Source organism: Bifidobacterium olomucense (assembly GCF_012932375.1).
GTDB lineage: Bacteria > Actinomycetota > Actinomycetes > Actinomycetales > Bifidobacteriaceae > Bifidobacterium > Bifidobacterium olomucense.
Map to the genome: position 1 here is coordinate 273,420 of NZ_JAAIIG010000003.1, position 18,620 is coordinate 292,039.

Sequence of the window (18,620 nt, forward strand, 5' to 3'; positions counted from 1 at the left end):
CGCGCTTTCCAGTGTTCTATCGCTGTACGGTCTAAAACCGAAATTAGTCTAGACCCACCGGGCGAACTTATGGCGAAACCGGCATCTTCAGGGACTCATTCCCGTAGTTTTACGGTATTGTCACGGGCGTTCTCGCCATGATTTCAGGACCATTGCAAAGTCCATGAAATCCAAGGCCATAAGATCACCAGACGATAGGTTGCCAATCCGGTATTGACGGGCCGCGAAGCTCGGCGGGGCCGTTCTCCCAGTCTGCATTGTTCGCGATGGGAGGCGCCGCATTGTATTCCTGCAGTTCGAACAGGGGCTCGTCGACGTCACGTCCATTGACGGTGTGACGCACTTTGAGCCGGCACCAGCAGGCGTTGCGCATGCCTCCGAGTGCGTTCATGCCATCTGGATTCAAGTCAAGCAGCCTCGTAATAGTGGCGGTAATCCATGAACCATGGCCGACCAGCATCATCGTTGTGGGCGTCGTGCCCGCATAGCGAGGATCCGCGATCAACTCCTGCACCGCTTTGGCACCGCGTCGCCCCACATGGGCACGACTTTCCACGCCGTAACGGGTCTCTCCCCCGGTATGCTGCTTCCACGAAGCGTAGGCCGCCGCGTCTATGGCCTTGATCTCTTCCCGGGTCAATCCTTCCCATTGGCCGAAACTCCGTTCACGCAACCGTTCGTCCAGAATGACGTCAAGGCCAAGCAGATCAGCGAATGCGTGCGCGGTCTGCTGCGCCCGGAAGAGATCAGAGGAAATGACCACCATGCGACGTGCGGCCGCCGGAGCCTCACGGTATTGGCCAAGATCGGTGCGTTCGGCCGCGCTCGCCGGCGGCTGCGCGATCAACTCGGGGCGAGCAGCGCATTCGCTGACTTTCGCCCAGTAGAACCGACTGGCGAGCGCATATCCGCTTTGGTCGGCCTGCCATTGGCCGACGATGTCCAACGGCACGTCGATCTGGCCCTGCAGCCGGTGCGCGAGATTGTATGCCGTGCGCCCGTGACGCAACATCACCACTTCATCGATCATGTGGCCTCCTTACCCGTTGTTCTTTCATCTCATCACAACCCTTGGAGACGAAATCGTTTGTATGTGCGCGCGATTGACCACCGCCCCGCGAACATACAAACGTTTTTCCCGGTTCAAACCTTTGTATGTGCGCGCACCCTCCGTTCCTCACGCGAACATACAAACGGCTTCCACGGCGATCCGGCTGCCGTTCAACGTCGGCGTTGCCGTGTGCCGGCTCCGCTCCTCTACAATGGCGTACGTGGAGATTAACGAACAGACATGGGCGTTTATTGCCGAGCATCGCCATGACGATGTCCGCGAACTGGCATTGCATGCCAAGCATGATGCTGCAGTTGATATGCCATTCGCTTTGGAGCAGATTTCCGGATGGCAGCGTGCTTGTGTAAAGCTTCCTGACTGGGCCGCGCATGACAGGCTGATCTACCCGTCCCAGGTGCCGATGGAACAGTGCTCCTCTCAGTTCACGGCACGCTATAAGGCGCAATTGGCAATCCGTCTCATGGAAGAGATCAGACATGCGTCCACCGGTACGGATGTACCCGGCACCCCCGCGGATGGCCAAAGCATTGGCGCCGGGATGGGTGCCGATCGGTCGAACTGTTCCGATGATCCATCGCCCACTACTCTCGTCGATCTGACCGGCGGCTTCGGCGTGGATTTCTCCTATATGGCACCTGTGTTTGATAACGCTGTTTATGTGGAGCGTCAGTCGAATCTCTGTGAAATCGCACGGCATAATCTCCCGTTGCTCGGTCTAGGTTCGACGCGGATCGTCAACAAAGATTCCATCGAAGTGTTGAATTGCCTCGATTCTGCTTCGATGTTGTTCCTTGACCCGGCTCGCCGCGATAGTCACGGTTCGCGCACGTATGCGATAGCTGACTGCACTCCGGACGTACTGGCATTGAAAAGTCAACTTCTCGCCAAAGCGCCTTTGGTTATGGTCAAACTCTCCCCTATGTTGGATTGGCATAAGACCGTGGCCGATTTTGCCGGTTCGGTGCATGAGGTACACATCGTATCCGTCGGCAACGAATGCAAGGACCTGTTACTGGTGCTGAAGCGTGGCATTTGCAATGAGCCTCGCATCGTATGCGTCAATGACGATCAGGTATTGGAGTATCATGCGATGAACGACGAAACCATTGACGCCGGTAGGCGTGGACAGTACGAGCAAGAAACCATCACCGATGTTTCGAAAGCCGGCTATCTTTATGAGCCTAACGCCTCGATCATGAAAGCAGGATGCTTTGATGTTATCGAGCAGCGTTTCCCGGTTTCCATGATTGCGCCAAACAGTCATCTGTTCGTTGGCGGACAACGTGTCGATGATTTCCCTGGTCGATCGTTCGCTATCACCACAGTGGGAAGCTTGAATAAAAAGGAATTGAAACATACTATTTCAGGGCTTACTCATGCCAATATCGCCGTGCGCAACTTCCCGATGTCCGTTGCCGCGTTACGCAAAAAGCTGAAGCTCAAGGATGGCGGCGACACCTATCTGTTCGCCACCACCAATGCGTATGGCCACCATATCGTCATCGCCACGAAAAAGGCCTGAAAACCGCATAAAAAAGCCGCTCGCCAAGTACGACGAAGCGGCTTCACAGGTTGCAGCTGCACGTGGAGCTGCGAAACGATCAATCCTTGACGATGGTCTTGCCGGCGTTCGGGCCGGAGGCCAGGTTCTGGATCTCGGTGACTTCGAGCACCGGAATCACGGCCGGCTTCTTGGTGCCCTTCTCCTCGGCTACCTTGACCTGCGCCTCGTAGATGTCGTCATCGGTGTGCAGGGTCACAGTGCCACGGAAGCGGTAGCCCTGCTTCTTCTCCAGATTGGCGAAGGCAACGACCAGCGGGGAACCGTTCTTCAGATTCTCGTAAGTCTGGCCTGCGGTACGCTCGTGGTAGGCGATGTGCGTGTCGTCCAGCACGAACAGGGACATCTTCGGACCGAGATCCAGCTCGCCGTCCTTGGAGATGGTGGAGACGAAGCCGAGGTTGTTGGCCACGAATTCCTTGATTTCAGGGGTAATGACTGCCATGGCAAGTCCTTTCTTGACAAATTAATACCTATATAAGATTAGCGAATGTGCACTCCATCCGCCCGCATGTTCGCTGTGAGTAACCTCACCTTATGCTCTTGCCTCCTTGCCTTGGCCGGCGTATATCTCATGCATCGCCTTTCCAACGCAGAAAATGTCACTTCCGCCGATGACAGACACTCGCCGCCTCCTTGTCTTCGTTTTGGCCGGCCGTACCCGTAATCTATGTGCGGAACGACAAGAAACAAGGCCGGGGTGCATTATGGGTATGGTCGAACGTTTCAGCAAGCTGCGCAGCCGCTGGTCCCGTTCATTCCCTCCGAATCTGGCACGTCTCATGCTGCTCGCGTGCGCTGCATTGTGGGGAGGAAGCTATCTTCTAGCCAAATTTGCTATGGAGGCCATTGCACCCCAGTGGCTGATGACCCTGCGTATGACCGGCGCCTGCCTGTGCATGCTGGCATTGTTTCATAAGCACATCGTGCCGTATCTGACGCCGAAAATCATCATTCCGGCATTGGTGGTGGGGCTCACCTACTGGGGCACGATGATTACGCAAACCATCGGTCTGCAGACCATCGAACCGGGACGCAGCGCGTTCCTGACCGCCGCCTACTGCGTATTGACGCCGTTCGCCACATGGATCGTCTCGAAGACACGGCCCAAGATCATCAATCTGGTGGCGGGCGTGATCTGTTTGATCGGCGTGGGTTTCGTGTCGCTCAAGCCCGGTGGGTCCTTGTCGTTGAGCATAGGCGACTGGCTGACCATCGCCACCGCAATCATCTTCTCGTTCAATCTGACGTGCCTTGGCGTGTATACGAAACGTTTTGATCCGATTGCCGTGACGTTTGTGCAGTTCGCCGTTGCGGGCGTGCTGTTTCTGATCGGCGCTGTGTTCACTGAGCCGGCACCGAACGCCGGCTGGCTGGCCCCCTCGGTGATCGCCAGCGTACTGTACCTGTTCCTTGGTGCCACGATGAGTGCGCAGATCATGCAGAATATCGGCTTGGCCCATGTACCGGCCTCGCAAGCCTCGATTATCATGTGCACGGAAAGCCTGTTCGCCGTGTCTTTCTCCGCCTTGTTCTGGGGCGAACGCATCATATGGAGTTCGTTGGTGGGATTCGCACTGATTTTCGCAGCCGTGCTCATGTCGGTGCTCAGACCGACCAAGCACTCGTTGCACCGTAACTGAGCGTCGTCCGAGGGGCTGGGGAACCGACCGTCACTGCCCAGTTGTGAAGATTTTGAAGGTCTCGTGTAAGCATTCCGTTATATTCATCGAGTCTTCAGGAACCTTGGAGTCCAACCGTATAGGTTCGAGGATGTGAAGAAGTTTTTCCAAGGTCTTTCCCTTTCCTCGATCGTGGCGGGCACCCTTGCGGCTGTCACCTCGTTTCTGCTGGCGGCGCATATCGGCATTGCCGGCTCGGTGATCGGCGCGGCAGCCAGCTACATCATCTCCTCCGTGGCCACGAATATCTACAAGAACGTGATCACCGCCTCTACCGAGAAATTCCAATCGGTTTCAAATGATGATGAGGACAACGGCAGTGAAGATGGGGATGCGAGCACGACGCCGACAGGCCAGCCACACGAGGAGCATGATTCCGTCAGTTCCGCCGATGCCGGCAACACTCACGAAGAAGAAGGACGACAAGTCACTTCCTCATCAGATACGGCGGAATCCGACGACATTGACGCACGCGCCGCGTTGGCCGTCGAATCGCTGTCTGTACGGAAGCCTCGCGAAATAGTGTCCAATCGAGCACAGGGACACACGTATTCGGTCAACGAGCTCCGCAGGAAACGCAAGCCACGCAATACGGCACGTACAGCCGTCGTGGTGACCCTAGTGTCCGGCTTGCTCGCCGTCGCCTTGACCGCGGGCATCATTATGCTCGTCACCCGCGGTCAAGGCACGGATCACGTCGTACGCGATTGGAACACTCCGACCGTCACCACGCCAACGCAAACGGATACCGATGCCGACACCGACACGCAAACCGATACGCCCAATTCCTCCAGCAACGATCTCAACCAGAGCGGCAACAGCACGTCGCAGGATTCCACATCCGGCAACACCGGAGGTACCGGCTCGGACTCTTCGACATCATCCGACACCAATACCTCCGATGGCTCAAATACATCTACAGACGACAGCGACTCCAGCGGTACGACGGACACGAACTCAGGCACCAACAGCGGCAGCACGTCAAACAAAACCGAAGACTCCACAGGCTCGTCGGATTCGTCCTCCGGCGGTAGCTTGGATTCGGGAACCAGCGGTTCCACTTCCAGCGGCACCGGTAGCACTGGCGGCTCAGGTTCTTCTGGTTCAACCGGATCGACCGGCTCTTCCAATAGTTCGAGTTCAAGCTCCGGGACCTCCTCCAACACCGGTGAGGCAAGTGGCACCGGTATTACGACCATTCATTAATGAATTAGCGATTGGCTGTCACATCTCCTGCCGTGATAGTCAATGGATATCAACAATCGCCCTGCGTCCACTACGACACCGGTCGTCAATCCCGGCGACCAGCTTTGACATGGGGCAATGAGAGACTGGAACACTATGAGCACTATTACTATGAACACCTCTGAAGGTAGCATCACCATCAACCTGTTCGACGACAAGGCTCCGAACACCGTCGCCAATTTCCTTGGCCTCGCCACCGGCGAGAAGGAGTGGGCGGATCCGTACACCGGTCAGCCTTCCCACGGCAAGTTCTACAACGGCCTGACCTTCCACCGCATCATCAAGGACTTCATGATTCAAGGCGGTTGCCCGCTCGGCACCGGCACCGGCGGTCCAGGCTATGAGTTCGATGATGAGATCGACCCGAGCCTGAAGTTCGATCGCCCGTACCTGCTGGCCATGGCCAATGCTGGTCTGCGTCGCGGGCGTGATGGTCAGATTCATGGCACCAATGGCTCCCAGTTCTTCATCACGACCGTGCCGACCCCATGGCTGGATGGCCACCACACCATTTTCGGCGAGGTCGCGGATGATGCTTCCAAGAAGGTAGTGGATGCCTTGGAAGCGGTCGCCACCGATCCGATGGATCGCCCGCTTGAGCCGGCTGTGATTCTGTCCATCGACGTGGCCGAGTAATCGAAGCTCGACAGAAGAACGATATCCATCCGTCAATCAAAGAAGGAGAGCCGCCTGACTGCATCTATGATTTGCAGTCAGGCGGCTCTCCTGTTGTTTTTCTATTACCCCTCCTGCAGAAGAGGCAGAGCTTACTTCAGCTTACTTCATCTTGCGCAGACGCGGCTCAGCGGATTCCTTGGCACCGGTGATACGGTAAACGTCAAAGACTCCTTCGATTTTTCGGACAGCAGCCAGCAATGTATTGAGGTGCTGCGGATCAGCCATTTCAAAGCTGAACTGGCTGGTAGCCACACGATCGGAACCGGTGGCAATCGTACCGGAGATGATGTTTACTCCATGATCGGAAAGCACACGCGTCACGTCAGACAACAGGTTGCGGCGATCCAACGCCTCGACCTGAATCTTCACCATGAACAGACCCTTGGTGCTGGTCCACTCGACCTCAACAACGCGCTCGGGCTGCTTGCTTTTCAGTTCGATCATGTTCTGGCAGTCGGTGCGATGCACGGACACGCCCTGATTGCGGGTGATGAAGCCGATGATCTTGTCTCCCGGTACCGGCATGCAACAGCGGGCAAGTTTGATCCACACATCTCCCACGCCTTTGACGGACACGCCGGTTGAACTGCTGGAGGTCTTGCGCTCCACCGGCTTCAGCGGCAGAACCTCCTGCTCCACCTCTTCGTCCACCTCGTCGGCACCGGCGTCCTTGACCAGATGCGAAATGACGTTCTGTGTGGAAACCTGACCGTCGCCGATAGCGGCGAACACCGCATCCGCATTCGGGAAATTCAAATCGTCGGCCACTCCCACCAAAGCTTCGGGAGTGAGCAACGCATTGATGGGCAGATTCCGCTTGCGCATGGCGCGCGTCAGCTCGTCACGTCCTTCTTCAATAGCCTCGGTACGACGTTCCTTGGAGAACCATTGGCGGATCTTGTTACGGGCCTTGGGGCTTTTGACGAAGCTCAACCAGTCGCGCGAAGGTCCGGCGGTGTCCGACTTCGAGGTCAGGATCTCCACCGTGTCGCCATTGTCGAGCGTGGTGTCGAGCGGCACCAGTCGACCATTGACGCGTGCACCCATCGTACGATGGCCGACTTCGGTGTGCACGGCGTAGGCGAAATCAACCGGTGTGGCCTTGGCCGGCAGGGAGACAATCTTGCCTTTCGGCGTGAACACATATACTTCCGCGGAACCAAGGTCCTCCTTGAGGGAACCAAGGAATTCGTTGGAATCAGGGGTTTCGGACGTCCAGTCGGCAAGCTGCTGAATCCACTTCAGGTTGTCGGCCTCGGAAAGCTCCTGACCGCTCTCGCCGCGTTTGCGATCGGACTTGTCCGGAGAACTCAGCGCACGGCCCGCCTGGCCGTTCTCCTTGTACTTCCAATGGGCAGCGATACCGAACTCAGCGCGGCGGTGCATGTCCCATGTACGAATTTGAATTTCGACCGGCTTACCACCAGGTCCTACTACCGTAGTGTGCAGCGACTGGTACATGTTGAGCTTGGGCATGGCGATGTAATCCTTGAATCGGCCCGGTACCGGATTCCATCGCGCATGTACGGCGCCAAGTGCCGCATAGCAGTCCTGAATCGAATCAACGATGATGCGCACGCCCACCAGATCGTAGATGTTGGCGAAATCATGGCCGCGTACGATCATCTTCTGATAGATGGAGAAGTAATCCTTCGGGCGGCCGGTCACATAGGCCTTGATGTGCTGTTCGGAAAGATCCTCGTTGATTTCGGCGAGGATCTGCTTGAGATACACGTCACGTTGACCGGCACGACGTGCCACCAACACTACAATTTCATTGTAGATTTTCGGATATAGGACTTTGAAGCTCAACTCTTCCAGCTCGGTTTTGATGGCATTCATACCAAGCCGGTTGGCCAGTGGCGCATATACATCGAGGGTTTCACGCGCCTTCTTCTGCGCAGATGAGGTTTTCACATAACGCCAGGTACGAGCGTTATGCACTCTATCAGCCAATTTAACCACCAAAGTGCGCACGTCGCGGCTCATGGCCACGACCAGTTTGCGGATGGTTTCCGCCTGAGCGGAATCCCCCACTTCCAGCTGGCTGAGCTTGGTCACGCCATCGACCAGACCGGCCACCGTGTCCCCGAATTCGGCACGGCATTGCTCAAGCGTGTAATCGGTATCCTCCACCGTATCGTGCAGCAGACCAGCCGCCACTACTACCGGCCCCATGCCCAAATCGGCAAGTATCTGAGAGACGGCCAGCGGATGAATGATATACGGCTCACCTGATTTGCGACGTTGCGTGGAATGTTGAATCACTGCACGACGATAGGCGCGGTCAAGAATGGACAGGTCCTCATCGGGGTGATGAACCTGACACACCTTCTTAATTGGTTCCAGTGGATTGAGCGGATCAGCACTGATCTCACAACCCAGCTTACGGGCGGCGTACTGCTCGCCATCAATCTCCGACATACCAGGCACCTCCCTCATCTTGCAAACATTGTAACCGCGATACGCAGTCGCTTGGACTCATGCCCGCTTCTTTTCGAACACTGAGCCTATGGACGGCGTTCGGCACAACTCATATACGACATACACGATTCCTGAACCGGTAACCGACCGCAGATAGCCGATGGTCTGCACCATGCAAGCCATGGTGCAGACCATCGAGAATACAAACAGTCAGGATGCCACGCCGGTCGAGCCGAAGCCGCGTTCGGCACGGTCGGAGCCCGGCAGAATCTCTGCCGGCACGAATCGCGCCTCGACATACCGCTGAATCACAAGCTGAGCAATGCGATCGCCCGGATGGAAGACAACAGTATGTTCCGGATCGAGATTGATCAGCGGCACCTTGATCTCGCCACGGTATCCCGCATCAACGGTTCCCGGCGCGTTGAGCACAGTGACACCCTGTTTGACGGCCAAACCGGAACGCGGATGAACCAACGCCACATAGCCTGCCGGCAGAGCGATGGCCACACCGGTAGGAACCAAGGCCCGTTCAAACGGTTTCAGCGTCACATCGACAGTGGTGATCAAGTCGGCACCGGCGTCACCGGCATGCGCATAATGCAACTGCGCCGGGTGCTCCGGGTCCAAAGACTTGACCAGAACTTCAGTGGATTCAGGCTCGTTGTAGGTCTCGTCGAACGCCATCAGGCGGCGCACTCCTCACACACCGGCTGGCCATCCTCGTCTGTATAGGCGAGCTGGCTACGGTGCTTGACCAGGAAACACTGCGAGCAGACGAACTCGTCACCCTGCATCGGAATGACGGTCACTGAGGAGTCTTCGTTGCTCAGATCTGCACCCGGCAGCTCGTAATCCTCGGCAATGGCGTTCTCATCGTCATCGATGTCGCTCGAGGAGTTCTGCGTGGACTTCCCCAGCGCCTGCAGCGATTCCTCGTCCTCGTCCTTGTTGCGGGGGGAATCATAATCCTGAGCCATTATGGTCCTTTCGTCGTATGCCCTCTACGGTCGGCGTCATTGCATTGCGCCGTACTCGCCCATAGGGTACACGATTCGAAAAAAAACGCATTACACCAGTATTGGTCCATAAGTTCAAAAGACCTAAAATGGGCGGAATTTCAACATTTTCTAACGGTACGACGAATTGTATATCGGCGCGTCGCGACACGGTATGAAACCTGCGTCAGTGGCTCTCGGGACATGCCCCTGATATCTCAATCTGCAATGCGCGCCATGGTCATCAAACCGCAATGCCACTCACTTTGATCTTTGCATTTCATATGATGGCTGACTGGCAGTGAGATTTCCTATCCATACTAATATTCATAAATACGCCTGTCGTCAATGAAGACGGTTCAATCCTTAGGTGGCTCACGTTTTCGGAAACGACATGCACGGTTCCCGGTATGAGACCGGGGATCGAGGGTTGAGGGAGGTTCATCTCATGTCATCGAAGAAGAAGACGATGGCCGTCACGGCGGCCGTGCTGGCGGGCGCCACGTTGCTCGCGCCGAACACTGCCATGGCGGCGGACACGGCCGCGGACGCGGGACAGGCCGCGGCGGACGCGGTCGCGAAGGCCAACGAGTCGGCCGCACAGGCCAAGCAGTCCGCACTTGAGGCCGCGAACCAGGGCGTGGCGGACGCGCAGTCGAACGCCACACAGGCGGGCGTCCAGTTGGATCAGGCGCAGGCCAACCTCCAGTCGGCGGAGGCGAACCGCGCCCAGGCGCAGGACACGCTCGACCAGGCGACGGCCGACCAGCGGACTGCCCAGACGGCCCGCGACCAGGCGGCCGAGGACGCGGCGAACGCGGCCGACGGGATCAGCCAGGCGCGGCAGGACATGACCGCCGCCGCGGAGCGCATCGACAAGGCCACGCAGGTGCTTGAGGACGCGCAGCAGGCACAGTCCCAGGCGCAGACGGACCGTGACGCGGCGCAGGCGGCGAAGGCCCAATCCGAGCAGGCCGTGGCGGACGCGCAGGCGAAGGCGGACGCGGCCCAGGAGGCCAAGTCCCAGGCGCAGACGGACATCGACAAGGCGGACGCGGCGGCGAAGGCCGCGCAGGCGGACATCGACAGGGCGGACAAAGCGGATCCGGATGCGGCGAAGACCGTGTGGGATCAGGCCCGGGCGGACGCGGCCGTGAAACAGGCGGCGGCGGACGCGGCGAAACAGGACGCGGATGCGGCTTCCCAAGCCCTGTCGCAGGCCCAGGAGGCGCAATCCGAGGCGCAGACGGCGAAAGAGCAGGCGGACGCGCTGGTGCAGCGTCTCCAGAACGCGCAGGACGCGGATCTGAGCGAACTGCGCGCCGCGTTGCAGGCGGCGAAGCAGGCGTCCCAGTCGGCGGATGCGGCGGTCCAGGCCGCGCAGACGGCCAAGGAGCAGGCCGATGCGGCCAAGACTGCCGGCCAGTCGGATGCGGCGGCGAAGGCCCAGGCGGCGGCGGACGCGCAGGCGAAGGCGGACGCGGCGAAACAGGTCGCGGACACGGCCGCCAGCCAGTTGGCGAAGGGTTCGCTCGGCTTCTTCGAGTCGAAGGGCGCGAGCGAGGCGGCGAAGACGCTGCAGGACGAGCTCAGGGATCCGGAGAACGCGGACTGGCTGAAGCTCAACGGTTCGGGTTCGGCGACCACGTTGGACAACATGCTCGCCGCGTTGGACCTGCTGGACCAGGGCAACCAGATCCGTCGGAGCCTGGGTCTGCCGGAGTGGACGGTGGACGACGAGCAGACCGCATTGGCCCAATTGGCGTCCGACTACAACCGGTACATGGTCAACGAGATGGGCACGATCGTGCACACGTACTATTCGGGCGGGCAGAACCTGTCCGCGGGCATGCCGAATCCGTGGATCGGCTGGTACGACCGGGAGAAGGCCGTGTGGGACGCGGCCGTCGCCAAGGATCCGTCGCTCGAACAGTACAAGTACAACGACGGCCTGTACTACGTGAACCCGACGCTCTACAATCAGGTCGGCCACTACCTGAACATCATCAACCCGAACATGACCGCGTCCGGTTTCGCGCACACCACCGGCGCACACAAGGGCGACGGCACGGTCAACGCGCACAACTTCGCGTATTCGTCGGACACGGCCGTGTCGGTCGCCGAATACCGTCAACAAGTCAAAGCCTACAGGTCGGGATTGGAGAACGCTCCCGCCGCCTACCAGACGGCGTTGACGCAGGCGCGCCGGGCGGCGCAGGACGCGCGGACCGCGGCCGACGCGTTGGCGTCCCTCGAACAGGCGGCGCAGCGTACGGCCGTCGCGTTGCAGACGGCCCGGCTGGACGCGGCCGCGAAGGCGGAATCGTTGCGCCGCGCGCAGCAGGCGTACGACGACGCGGTCGCCGCCCTGGACGGGAAGAACACCGCCCTGTCGGACGCGAAGGCGGACGCGGCCGCCAAGCAGGCGGCGTTGGACGAGGCGAACACGGCCGTGGCGGACGCCCGACGGACGGCCCAATCCAAGACGGACGCGTACGAGAGCGCACGATCGGCGGCGGACACGGCCCGGACGAACGTCGACCAGGCGAAGGCCGCGTACGATCAGGCGATCGCGGACAAGACGGGTCTTCAGGCCGCGCAGAACCGTCTGGCCGCCGCCCAATCGGCGAAGACCCAGGCCGAGTCCCGTCTCGCGCAGGCCGAACAGGCACGCCGCGAGGCGCAATCCGAACTGGATGCGGCCAAGGCGGCGGACATGCAGGCGGATGCCGCGCTCACAGCCAAGCAGGCGGCATTGGACGAGGCGGATACGGCCGTGGCGGACGCGCAAGCCCAGTTGACGGACGCGGAGTCGAGTCTGGCGGACGCGCAGAACCGTCTGGACTGGTATACGGACGCGCCGCAACGATTGCAGGACGCGGAGAACGCTTTGGCGGACGCGAACACGAGGCTTGCGGACGCCCGCACCGCGTTGGACGAGGCGGACGCGGCCGTCACGGACGCGCAGACCCGGTATGATTCGGCGTTCGCGGCGAAGACGCGGGCCGACGCGGCGTTGGCGGCGGCCAAACGCGTGCAGGCGGCCGAGCAGGCCAGGAAGGATGCGCAGGACGCGTTGGACAAGGCGAATCGTGAGCTTGCGGCCAAGCAGGAGCAGGCCGAGCAGGCCCGACGGGCGCTTGCCGTGGCCGACGACGCCGTGGCCGACGGGCTGGCCTCGACCGGTTCGGATGCGATGCTCCCGTTGACGGTGATGGCGATCATGGCCGTGGCCGGCGCGGGCTGTGTGTTCGTCCGCTCGCGTCACGCACGCCATGTGGACGGCTGGGACAACACCATCGGCTGAACCGCGAACTTGCGGGTGTGAACCTGTAAGGCGAAGAGGACCGGCACGGGAATCATTGAGTCTTCGTTGACTCACGACCCTATGCCGGTCCTCGGCTTGTTCACGGTCGGCCACAGGAAGACCCTGATATCCGAACGGCTTTTGGCGGCGCGATACACGATTTGTAATACTGGTAAAGTTCGACACGTGGGGCATACTGGAAAGAAGTAATGTCCGTGTAGCGGAAAGTGGTGTGTATATGCCTGGGGATCGGCTTGAAAAGGCCCGTTTCGAGCGCGTCAGCAAGGAAGGAGACCTTGTCTTCTCCTTTGGCGGCCATGAACTGGTCATCAGCGTGGACGACACGCTTGAACGAGCGATTCTCGAAGCCAAACAGGTGCGCAGCGAAACGCAGGATATGAATCAGGTTCATCAGCAGTCCACACTGCCGATTTCCCAAATCCAAGCGTTGATTCGAGCTGGGGCCTCTCCCGCCAGAGTGGCCGAGAAATACCACATCAGCGAAACATTGGTTCGTCGGTTCTCGACTGCGGTGGAAACCGAGAAACAATACGCGATCGAACAGTTCCTCACCGTGGCCGCACCAAAAGACAGCAAGGTGCGCACTATCAGCGAACTGGTGGAACGCACACTCGCCTCGGCGGGAATCGGCATGGAATCAGTAACGTGGAAATCCACTCGTCGAGGTCTTGAGCCGTGGCGCATCGTGGCTGTCTTCACTTCGGCAGGTCGCGAAATCCATGCGGAGTGGACGTGGAATATGCACGATAACGCCGTGATGAGTCTCAATAATGCCGCCCGCATGCTTCTAGGAGAACAGCATGCGGCTTCCGGCAGCGGCGCAGGTAAACCGGCATTGCCCGAATTGCCCGGCGATTCCGTGCGCTCGGCGCGCATCGAACGCGCAGTATCGGCATGGGCAATGCCTACGCCATCTACTTCAGCTTCGCGGTCAGGTGATTCACCGGCGATCATATCCACCGGTTCAATGCCACCGATCGATATCTCTTCCTCTGGATCAATTCCGCCTATTGGGGCTGCAACATCATCGGCAACCGCCCTTCCTTCATCGCACGGTTCTTCCGCCGTCGCGCCAGACCATTCAGGTGGTCCTGTCGCCGTCGCCAACTCCTCCGGATCTGTCCCCTCAGCAGGACCGGGGAACACCGACCAAGCAGCGGGCACCCCCACTATTCCATCTGATATTGCCCCGTCTGACGCTATCTCTGATAAAACAGTACGCCAAGGTCCCAATGCACAGCTGGTCGCCACAGAACAGGATCGGGCGCATGAGGATTCCAAACCGGCTCAGGATACGCCTGTCAAACCGGCCAGACGCAGGTCCGGACGATCGGCGGTCCCCAGCTGGGATGAGATCCTATTCGGCGACTGATTGCACGCCATATTCACGCCATATCAATCAGGCAAGGAATATCCATCTCCAGCATGGTCTGTGAACCATGCACGCTGGGCAGATGCGTGGCCTTGTCGCTCTGTGTACGCGAGTCAACCAATGTAACGGCATCAGCGGCCTGCACAATCACATCGCCCAGCATTGGTTTGACGCGGTCGGCCACCGGCCCGAAAAGCCCGTCGGCAATCGCCTGTTCCCGAGTCCTCACCAGGGCGATGTCGCCAAGTCTGTGTTGCCAACGCGCGGCGATGTCGGATGGATCGGCGTCCTGCTCGGCATACAGCATCAATGACCGGGGCTCACCGCCCACCAGTTCCACACCTTGCTGCAATTGCGACTCTTCGGCGATATCAATGCGCTGGCTCGGATCGGTCTGCACCATGCCATGATCGGCGACGATTACGATCAACGTCCCGGTTGGGGCGTTACGTCGCAAAAGAGCAAGCTGCGCGTCGATATGTTCGAACGCGGCCACCCAATGTTCAGAATCCCAGCCATAGTTATGTCCCACCTTATCGGCGTCACGAACATACAGGTACGTCAGCCCCGGTTCGCGCGCGGCCCGCGCGGCGGCAAGCACCCTGTCGCGCGGAGTCACATTGGCTTGATAAGCGGTACCACGCAAGGCGGCCTCGGTCAGTGGTGAGCCGGCAAACTTGGGCAGGCCCGAGCTCGTGACGCGCACACCGCAAGCGGCCAAAGACTCGAATACGGTCCGTTCCCGTTGCAGTTCATGCGGGTCAATCATCGCAGGTACGGGAATATGAGGATTGGCCGGCTTCGACGCGAGTGCGTCTTTGAACTGAATGAGCTGAATAAGCGTATGGCTTTCCGGTTCGAGCTGCGTGTATCCGGCCATGGCGGTGAGCCCCGGACAGGTACCGGTACCAAATGCGGCCATGGCCGCCACAGTCGTACTGGGCGCACAAGTGGAAATAGGCCTTTGATTGACGCGATCGTTCATCAGGGACCGCAGGTACGGGGCGTGCCCAAGACGCATGGCAAGATTCCAGTAGCCGAGTCCGTCCACCAGCACTATGATCGCGGATTTGACATCCGGAAAGCCAAGAGCCTCCTGACATGCTTTGGGATCGGCATGGACTTTGGTGGCGATTGGATGTCCGATTGCGCTTGACAACGCCGGCAACACTGCTGACAGGTGCAATGCTCCTCCACGACCGCCATGCTCACCTGCAGAAGTCCCGTTTACGTAAACGGCATCTCCATAGGCTGCGGTGGGGACCAAGCGCAACAGTTCATCCATATCCGGCGTTTCGACAGTCATAGGCTTTATGGTAACCCCACCGCCCCCACAGCGAACGGTTCTCAATAAGAAACATGTAGGGGGAAACTTGCAAAAACAATCATTTGCACAACATCCCAGTTCGCTATATTCCAATATTCCGGCCGTTTTTCCTGAGTGATTGGCTGGCTAAGAACCTCGTACCAGACTGATTGAGCATGATTCGCTGCGGGGAGTGCAACGGCACTGCTAATATGGGGCAAGTTTGAAAGGGAGTTCCATGGCATCACACCGCAAACCGTCCGTGCAATCCTATGACCCGCGTACCGTCAAGGAGCATATCGTTGAGACGCCGCTCAATGAGGAAATGAGCAAGTCATTCCTTGAGTACGCGTATTCAGTGATCTACGCGCGCGCCTTGCCGGACGCACGTGACGGCATGAAGCCGGTGCAACGCCGTATCGTCTACCAGATGGGTCAGATGAATCTGAGCCCGGATCGCCCATACATGAAGTCCGCCCGTGTGGTGGGCGAGGTGATGGGTAAGCTGCATCCGCACGGTGATTCCGCTATTTATGAAGCCATGGTGCGCTTGGCCCAGCCGTTCGCGATGCGCCTGCCGCTGGTGGACGGCCACGGCAACTTCGGTTCGCTGGACGACGGTCCGGCAGCCTCCCGTTACACCGAGGCCCGTCTCGCCCCGGCCGCACTCGGCATGAACGCTGATATCGACGAGGATACGGTTGATTTCACGCCGAATTACGACAATAAGCTTAAAGAACCGACCGTTCTGCCGGCTGCGATTCCGAACCTGCTGGTCAATGGCGGCTCGGGTATTGCAGTGGGCATGGCCACGAACCTCGCCACGCATAATCTCGGCGAGGTGGTGAACGCCGCCAAGTTCCTGATGGCTCATCCGGAGGCCACGCTTGAACAGCTGATGCGCTATGTACCGGGCCCTGATTGGCCGACCGGCGGCACTATTCTTGGCCGCGACGGCATTCGTGAAGCCTACGAGACCGGCCGTGGCACGCTCACTACGCGCGCCACCACGCATGTGGAGCATGTGACCGCCCGCAAGCAGGCGATTGTGGTGACCGAACTGCCGTACATGGTAGGCCCGGAAAAGGTGATCGAACGTATCTCCGATGGCGTGAAGAACCGCAAGCTGGAGGGCATTTCCGGCGCGTTTGACCTCTCTGACCGTCACAATGGCACCCGTCTGGTGATCGAAATCAAAACCGGTTTCGATCCTCATGCCGTATTGGTGCAATTGTTCAAGCACACGCCGTTGCAGGACAACTTCGCCATGAACAATGTGGCACTGGTGAACGGTCGTCCACATGCGATGGGCTTGAAGGAAATGCTGCAGGTGTGGATCGATCACCGCCGCGTGGTTATCCGCCGCCGCAGCGAATATCGCAAGAAGAAGGCTCAGGAGCGTCTGCACTTGGTCGAGGGCCTGCTTCTGGCCATGCTGGACATCGATGAGGTGATTCAGGTGATCCGCACATCGGATGATGCGGATGCCGCCAAGACCCGTTTGATGGCCGTCTTCGATTTGGACGATGTGCAGGCCCAGTACATTCTGGATTTGCGCTTGCGCCGCCTGACCAAAATGAATCGTATCGAGCTTGAGGCCGAACGCGATGACCTCAAGAAAAGCATCGAGGAGCTCACCCGCATCCTCGCCTCCGCCGAGGCGTTGGATCAGGTAGTAACCGATGAGATGGATCAGGCCGTGGCCAAGTGGGGCTCCCCACGCCGCACGGTGCTGCTCGACGTGGACCCGGATGGCACGCTGACTCCGGTGGCCGCACATGGTTCCGGCACGTCCGAACTTGCCCAGTCCGCTCTTGAGGCCGTCAAGTCAGCAGCCACGATCTCCTCCGCCGCAGCTGATGTGGCCGCCGCCACCAAGGCAGCGAAGAAGAGCGGCGAGGAGAACGCTCTGGCCGGCGCATTGAAGATCGATGATGAGCCGTGCGTGGTGATGATGAGCGCCACCGGTCTGATCGCCCGCACCACGCCGAGCGCCATGGATGTGTATCATGCACGTTCCGCGTCCGATAAGCGCCAGCCGAACGATCAGATCACCACGATCTTCCCGACCTCCACGCAAGCGACGTTTGCGCTGATCACCTCCGCAGGTCGCTTGGTGTTGGCTCATGTGGTCGATCTGCCGGCGTTGCCCGCCTCGGAAACATTGACGCTGACCGGCGGCGTTCAGGCCGATGAGCTGATTGGCATGACCGAATCCACCGATCCGGTTCCAGGTGAGCATGTGGTGACCGCCATCGCCATGGAACAACCAAAAAAGGGCGATGAGGACGCTGCCGAACCGGCCCCGCTCCCCTCGCTGGCTCTGGGTACGCGCAACGGCGTAGTTAAACGTTGGAACCGTGAGGCACCCACCACCATGGATTCATGGCCTGTGATCGATCTGAAGGAAGACGACGAAGTGGTGTTCGCCGCCACCGCCGAGGATGACGATCGGCTGGTGTTCATCTCCTCCGATTCTTCGCTCCTGACGTTCGAGGCGAAGAATGTGCGCCCGCAAGGTCGTACCGCAGGTGGCATGGCCGGCATCAAACTGGCCGCCGGAGCACATGTGATGGCGTTCAACGTGGTACCCGCAGGCAAGGTGGCATGGACGTATGAGGAAGGCGAAAACGGTTTGAGCTCGGCCTCCGGCGCCGTGGTACTCACCGTTGCCGGCGATGTGGATGCCTTACCTGGCACTGAGAACGGTGCTGCCAAGGTGACACCGCTCGAAATGTACCCGACCAAAGGTCGTGCCACGGGCGGCGTGCGCTCGCAACGCTTCCTAAAGGGCCAGAACACACTGATTTTGGCATGGGTGGGTCTCTACCCGCTCAATGCGGCCACATCGTCTGGGACCGCGGTAGAGCTGCCGAAACCGGATATGCGCCGCGACGGCTCCGGCGTGGATCTCGCCTCCCCCATCGCCTTCATCGGCTAACCATCTTCCTGGA

At 59.3% G+C, this 18,620-nt stretch carries 13 protein-coding genes; 7 read left to right on the top strand and 6 right to left on the bottom strand.

Features of this window, described 5'->3' with window-relative positions; translation table 11 throughout:
* Window positions 1-184 precede the first annotated feature (184 nt).
* Complete coding sequence (locus G1C97_RS04950) at window positions 185-1,030, bottom strand: histidine phosphatase family protein (protein WP_169240799.1); 846 nt, start codon at window positions 1,028-1,030, stop codon at window positions 185-187.
* Between the two features lie 241 nt (window positions 1,031-1,271).
* Here G1C97_RS04950 and G1C97_RS04955 point away from each other — a divergent pair, with 241 nt between their 5' ends.
* Entirely contained in the window at window positions 1,272-2,594 is a 1,323-nt protein-coding gene (locus G1C97_RS04955) for a THUMP-like domain-containing protein (protein WP_169240800.1), read from the top strand.
* 79 nt (window positions 2,595-2,673) lie between these two features.
* Here the strand turns inward: G1C97_RS04955 and G1C97_RS04960 are convergent, their stop codons facing one another.
* Entirely contained in the window at window positions 2,674-3,078 is a 405-nt protein-coding gene (locus tag G1C97_RS04960; protein ID WP_169240801.1) for a pyridoxamine 5'-phosphate oxidase family protein, read from the bottom strand.
* Between the two features lie 262 nt (window positions 3,079-3,340).
* On the opposite strand from G1C97_RS04960, the gene G1C97_RS04965 reads away from it, so the two are divergent.
* From G1C97_RS04965 to G1C97_RS04975, 3 genes are all read left to right on the top strand, one after another.
* Window positions 3,341-4,276, top strand: a complete 936-nt coding sequence (locus G1C97_RS04965) for a DMT family transporter (protein ID WP_169240802.1) — start codon at window positions 3,341-3,343, stop codon at window positions 4,274-4,276.
* A gap of 132 nt (window positions 4,277-4,408) precedes the next feature.
* A complete protein-coding gene (locus tag G1C97_RS04970; RefSeq protein ID WP_169240803.1) occupies window positions 4,409-5,521 on the top strand; it encodes a hypothetical protein in 1,113 nt (370 codons plus the stop codon).
* 135 nt (window positions 5,522-5,656) lie between these two features.
* On the top strand, window positions 5,657-6,196 hold the full coding sequence (locus G1C97_RS04975) for a peptidylprolyl isomerase (protein WP_100495859.1): 540 nt from the start codon (window positions 5,657-5,659) through the stop codon (window positions 6,194-6,196).
* Between the two features lie 141 nt (window positions 6,197-6,337).
* On the opposite strand, the gene G1C97_RS04980 is transcribed toward G1C97_RS04975, so the two are convergent.
* The 3 genes from G1C97_RS04980 to G1C97_RS04990 all read right to left on the bottom strand — a co-directional run bounded on the left by G1C97_RS04980 (window position 6,338) and on the right by G1C97_RS04990 (window position 9,642).
* Entirely contained in the window at window positions 6,338-8,662 is a 2,325-nt protein-coding gene (locus G1C97_RS04980; protein ID WP_169240804.1) for a RelA/SpoT family protein, read from the bottom strand.
* Between the two features lie 210 nt (window positions 8,663-8,872).
* Entirely contained in the window at window positions 8,873-9,349 is a 477-nt protein-coding gene (dut, locus tag G1C97_RS04985; RefSeq protein WP_100495861.1) for a dUTP diphosphatase, read from the bottom strand.
* Complete coding sequence (locus tag G1C97_RS04990) at window positions 9,349-9,642, bottom strand: DUF4193 domain-containing protein (RefSeq protein WP_100495862.1); 294 nt, start codon at window positions 9,640-9,642, stop codon at window positions 9,349-9,351. Before G1C97_RS04990 ends, dut begins: the two co-directional genes overlap by 1 nt.
* 466 nt (window positions 9,643-10,108) lie before the next feature.
* Between G1C97_RS04990 and G1C97_RS04995 the strand changes: the two genes are divergently transcribed.
* Together G1C97_RS04995 and sepH are read left to right on the top strand one after the other, a co-directional pair.
* Window positions 10,109-12,967 (top strand): CAP domain-containing protein, encoded by a 2,859-nt coding sequence (locus tag G1C97_RS04995; RefSeq protein ID WP_169240805.1) that lies wholly within the window; start codon window positions 10,109-10,111, stop codon window positions 12,965-12,967.
* Between the two features lie 238 nt (window positions 12,968-13,205).
* Window positions 13,206-14,360, top strand: coding sequence for a septation protein SepH (gene sepH, locus G1C97_RS05000; RefSeq protein WP_169240806.1), 1,155 nt, complete (start codon window positions 13,206-13,208; stop codon window positions 14,358-14,360).
* 13 nt (window positions 14,361-14,373) lie between these two features.
* Here the strand turns inward: sepH and G1C97_RS05005 are convergent, their stop codons facing one another.
* Entirely contained in the window at window positions 14,374-15,666 is a 1,293-nt protein-coding gene (locus G1C97_RS05005; protein ID WP_169240807.1) for an alkaline phosphatase family protein, read from the bottom strand.
* 238 nt (window positions 15,667-15,904) lie between these two features.
* On the opposite strand from G1C97_RS05005, the gene G1C97_RS05010 reads away from it, so the two are divergent.
* Window positions 15,905-18,607 (top strand): DNA gyrase/topoisomerase IV subunit A, encoded by a 2,703-nt coding sequence (locus G1C97_RS05010; protein WP_169240808.1) that lies wholly within the window; start codon window positions 15,905-15,907, stop codon window positions 18,605-18,607.
* Window positions 18,608-18,620: the final 13 nt, after the last annotated feature.

Bases quoted from the DNA above. Each gene is read 5' to 3' on its own strand.
- G1C97_RS04990 (WP_100495862.1), bottom strand. From the start codon at position 9,642: ATGGCTCAGGATTATGATTCCCCCCGCAACAAGGACGAGGACGAGGAA.
- sepH (WP_169240806.1), top strand. From the start codon at position 13,206: ATGCCTGGGGATCGGCTTGAAAAGGCCCGTTTCGAGCGCGTCAGCAAG.
- G1C97_RS04975 (WP_100495859.1), top strand. From the start codon at position 5,657: ATGAGCACTATTACTATGAACACCTCTGAAGGTAGCATCACCATCAAC.
- G1C97_RS04965 (WP_169240802.1), top strand. From the start codon at position 3,341: ATGGGTATGGTCGAACGTTTCAGCAAGCTGCGCAGCCGCTGGTCCCGT.
- G1C97_RS04980 (WP_169240804.1), bottom strand. From the start codon at position 8,662: ATGTCGGAGATTGATGGCGAGCAGTACGCCGCCCGTAAGCTGGGTTGT.
- dut (WP_100495861.1), bottom strand. From the start codon at position 9,349: ATGGCGTTCGACGAGACCTACAACGAGCCTGAATCCACTGAAGTTCTG.
- G1C97_RS04960 (WP_169240801.1), bottom strand. From the start codon at position 3,078: ATGGCAGTCATTACCCCTGAAATCAAGGAATTCGTGGCCAACAACCTC.
- G1C97_RS04995 (WP_169240805.1), top strand. From the start codon at position 10,109: ATGTCATCGAAGAAGAAGACGATGGCCGTCACGGCGGCCGTGCTGGCG.
- G1C97_RS05005 (WP_169240807.1), bottom strand. From the start codon at position 15,666: ATGACTGTCGAAACGCCGGATATGGATGAACTGTTGCGCTTGGTCCCC.
- G1C97_RS05010 (WP_169240808.1), top strand. From the start codon at position 15,905: ATGGCATCACACCGCAAACCGTCCGTGCAATCCTATGACCCGCGTACC.
- G1C97_RS04950 (WP_169240799.1), bottom strand. From the start codon at position 1,030: ATGATCGATGAAGTGGTGATGTTGCGTCACGGGCGCACGGCATACAAT.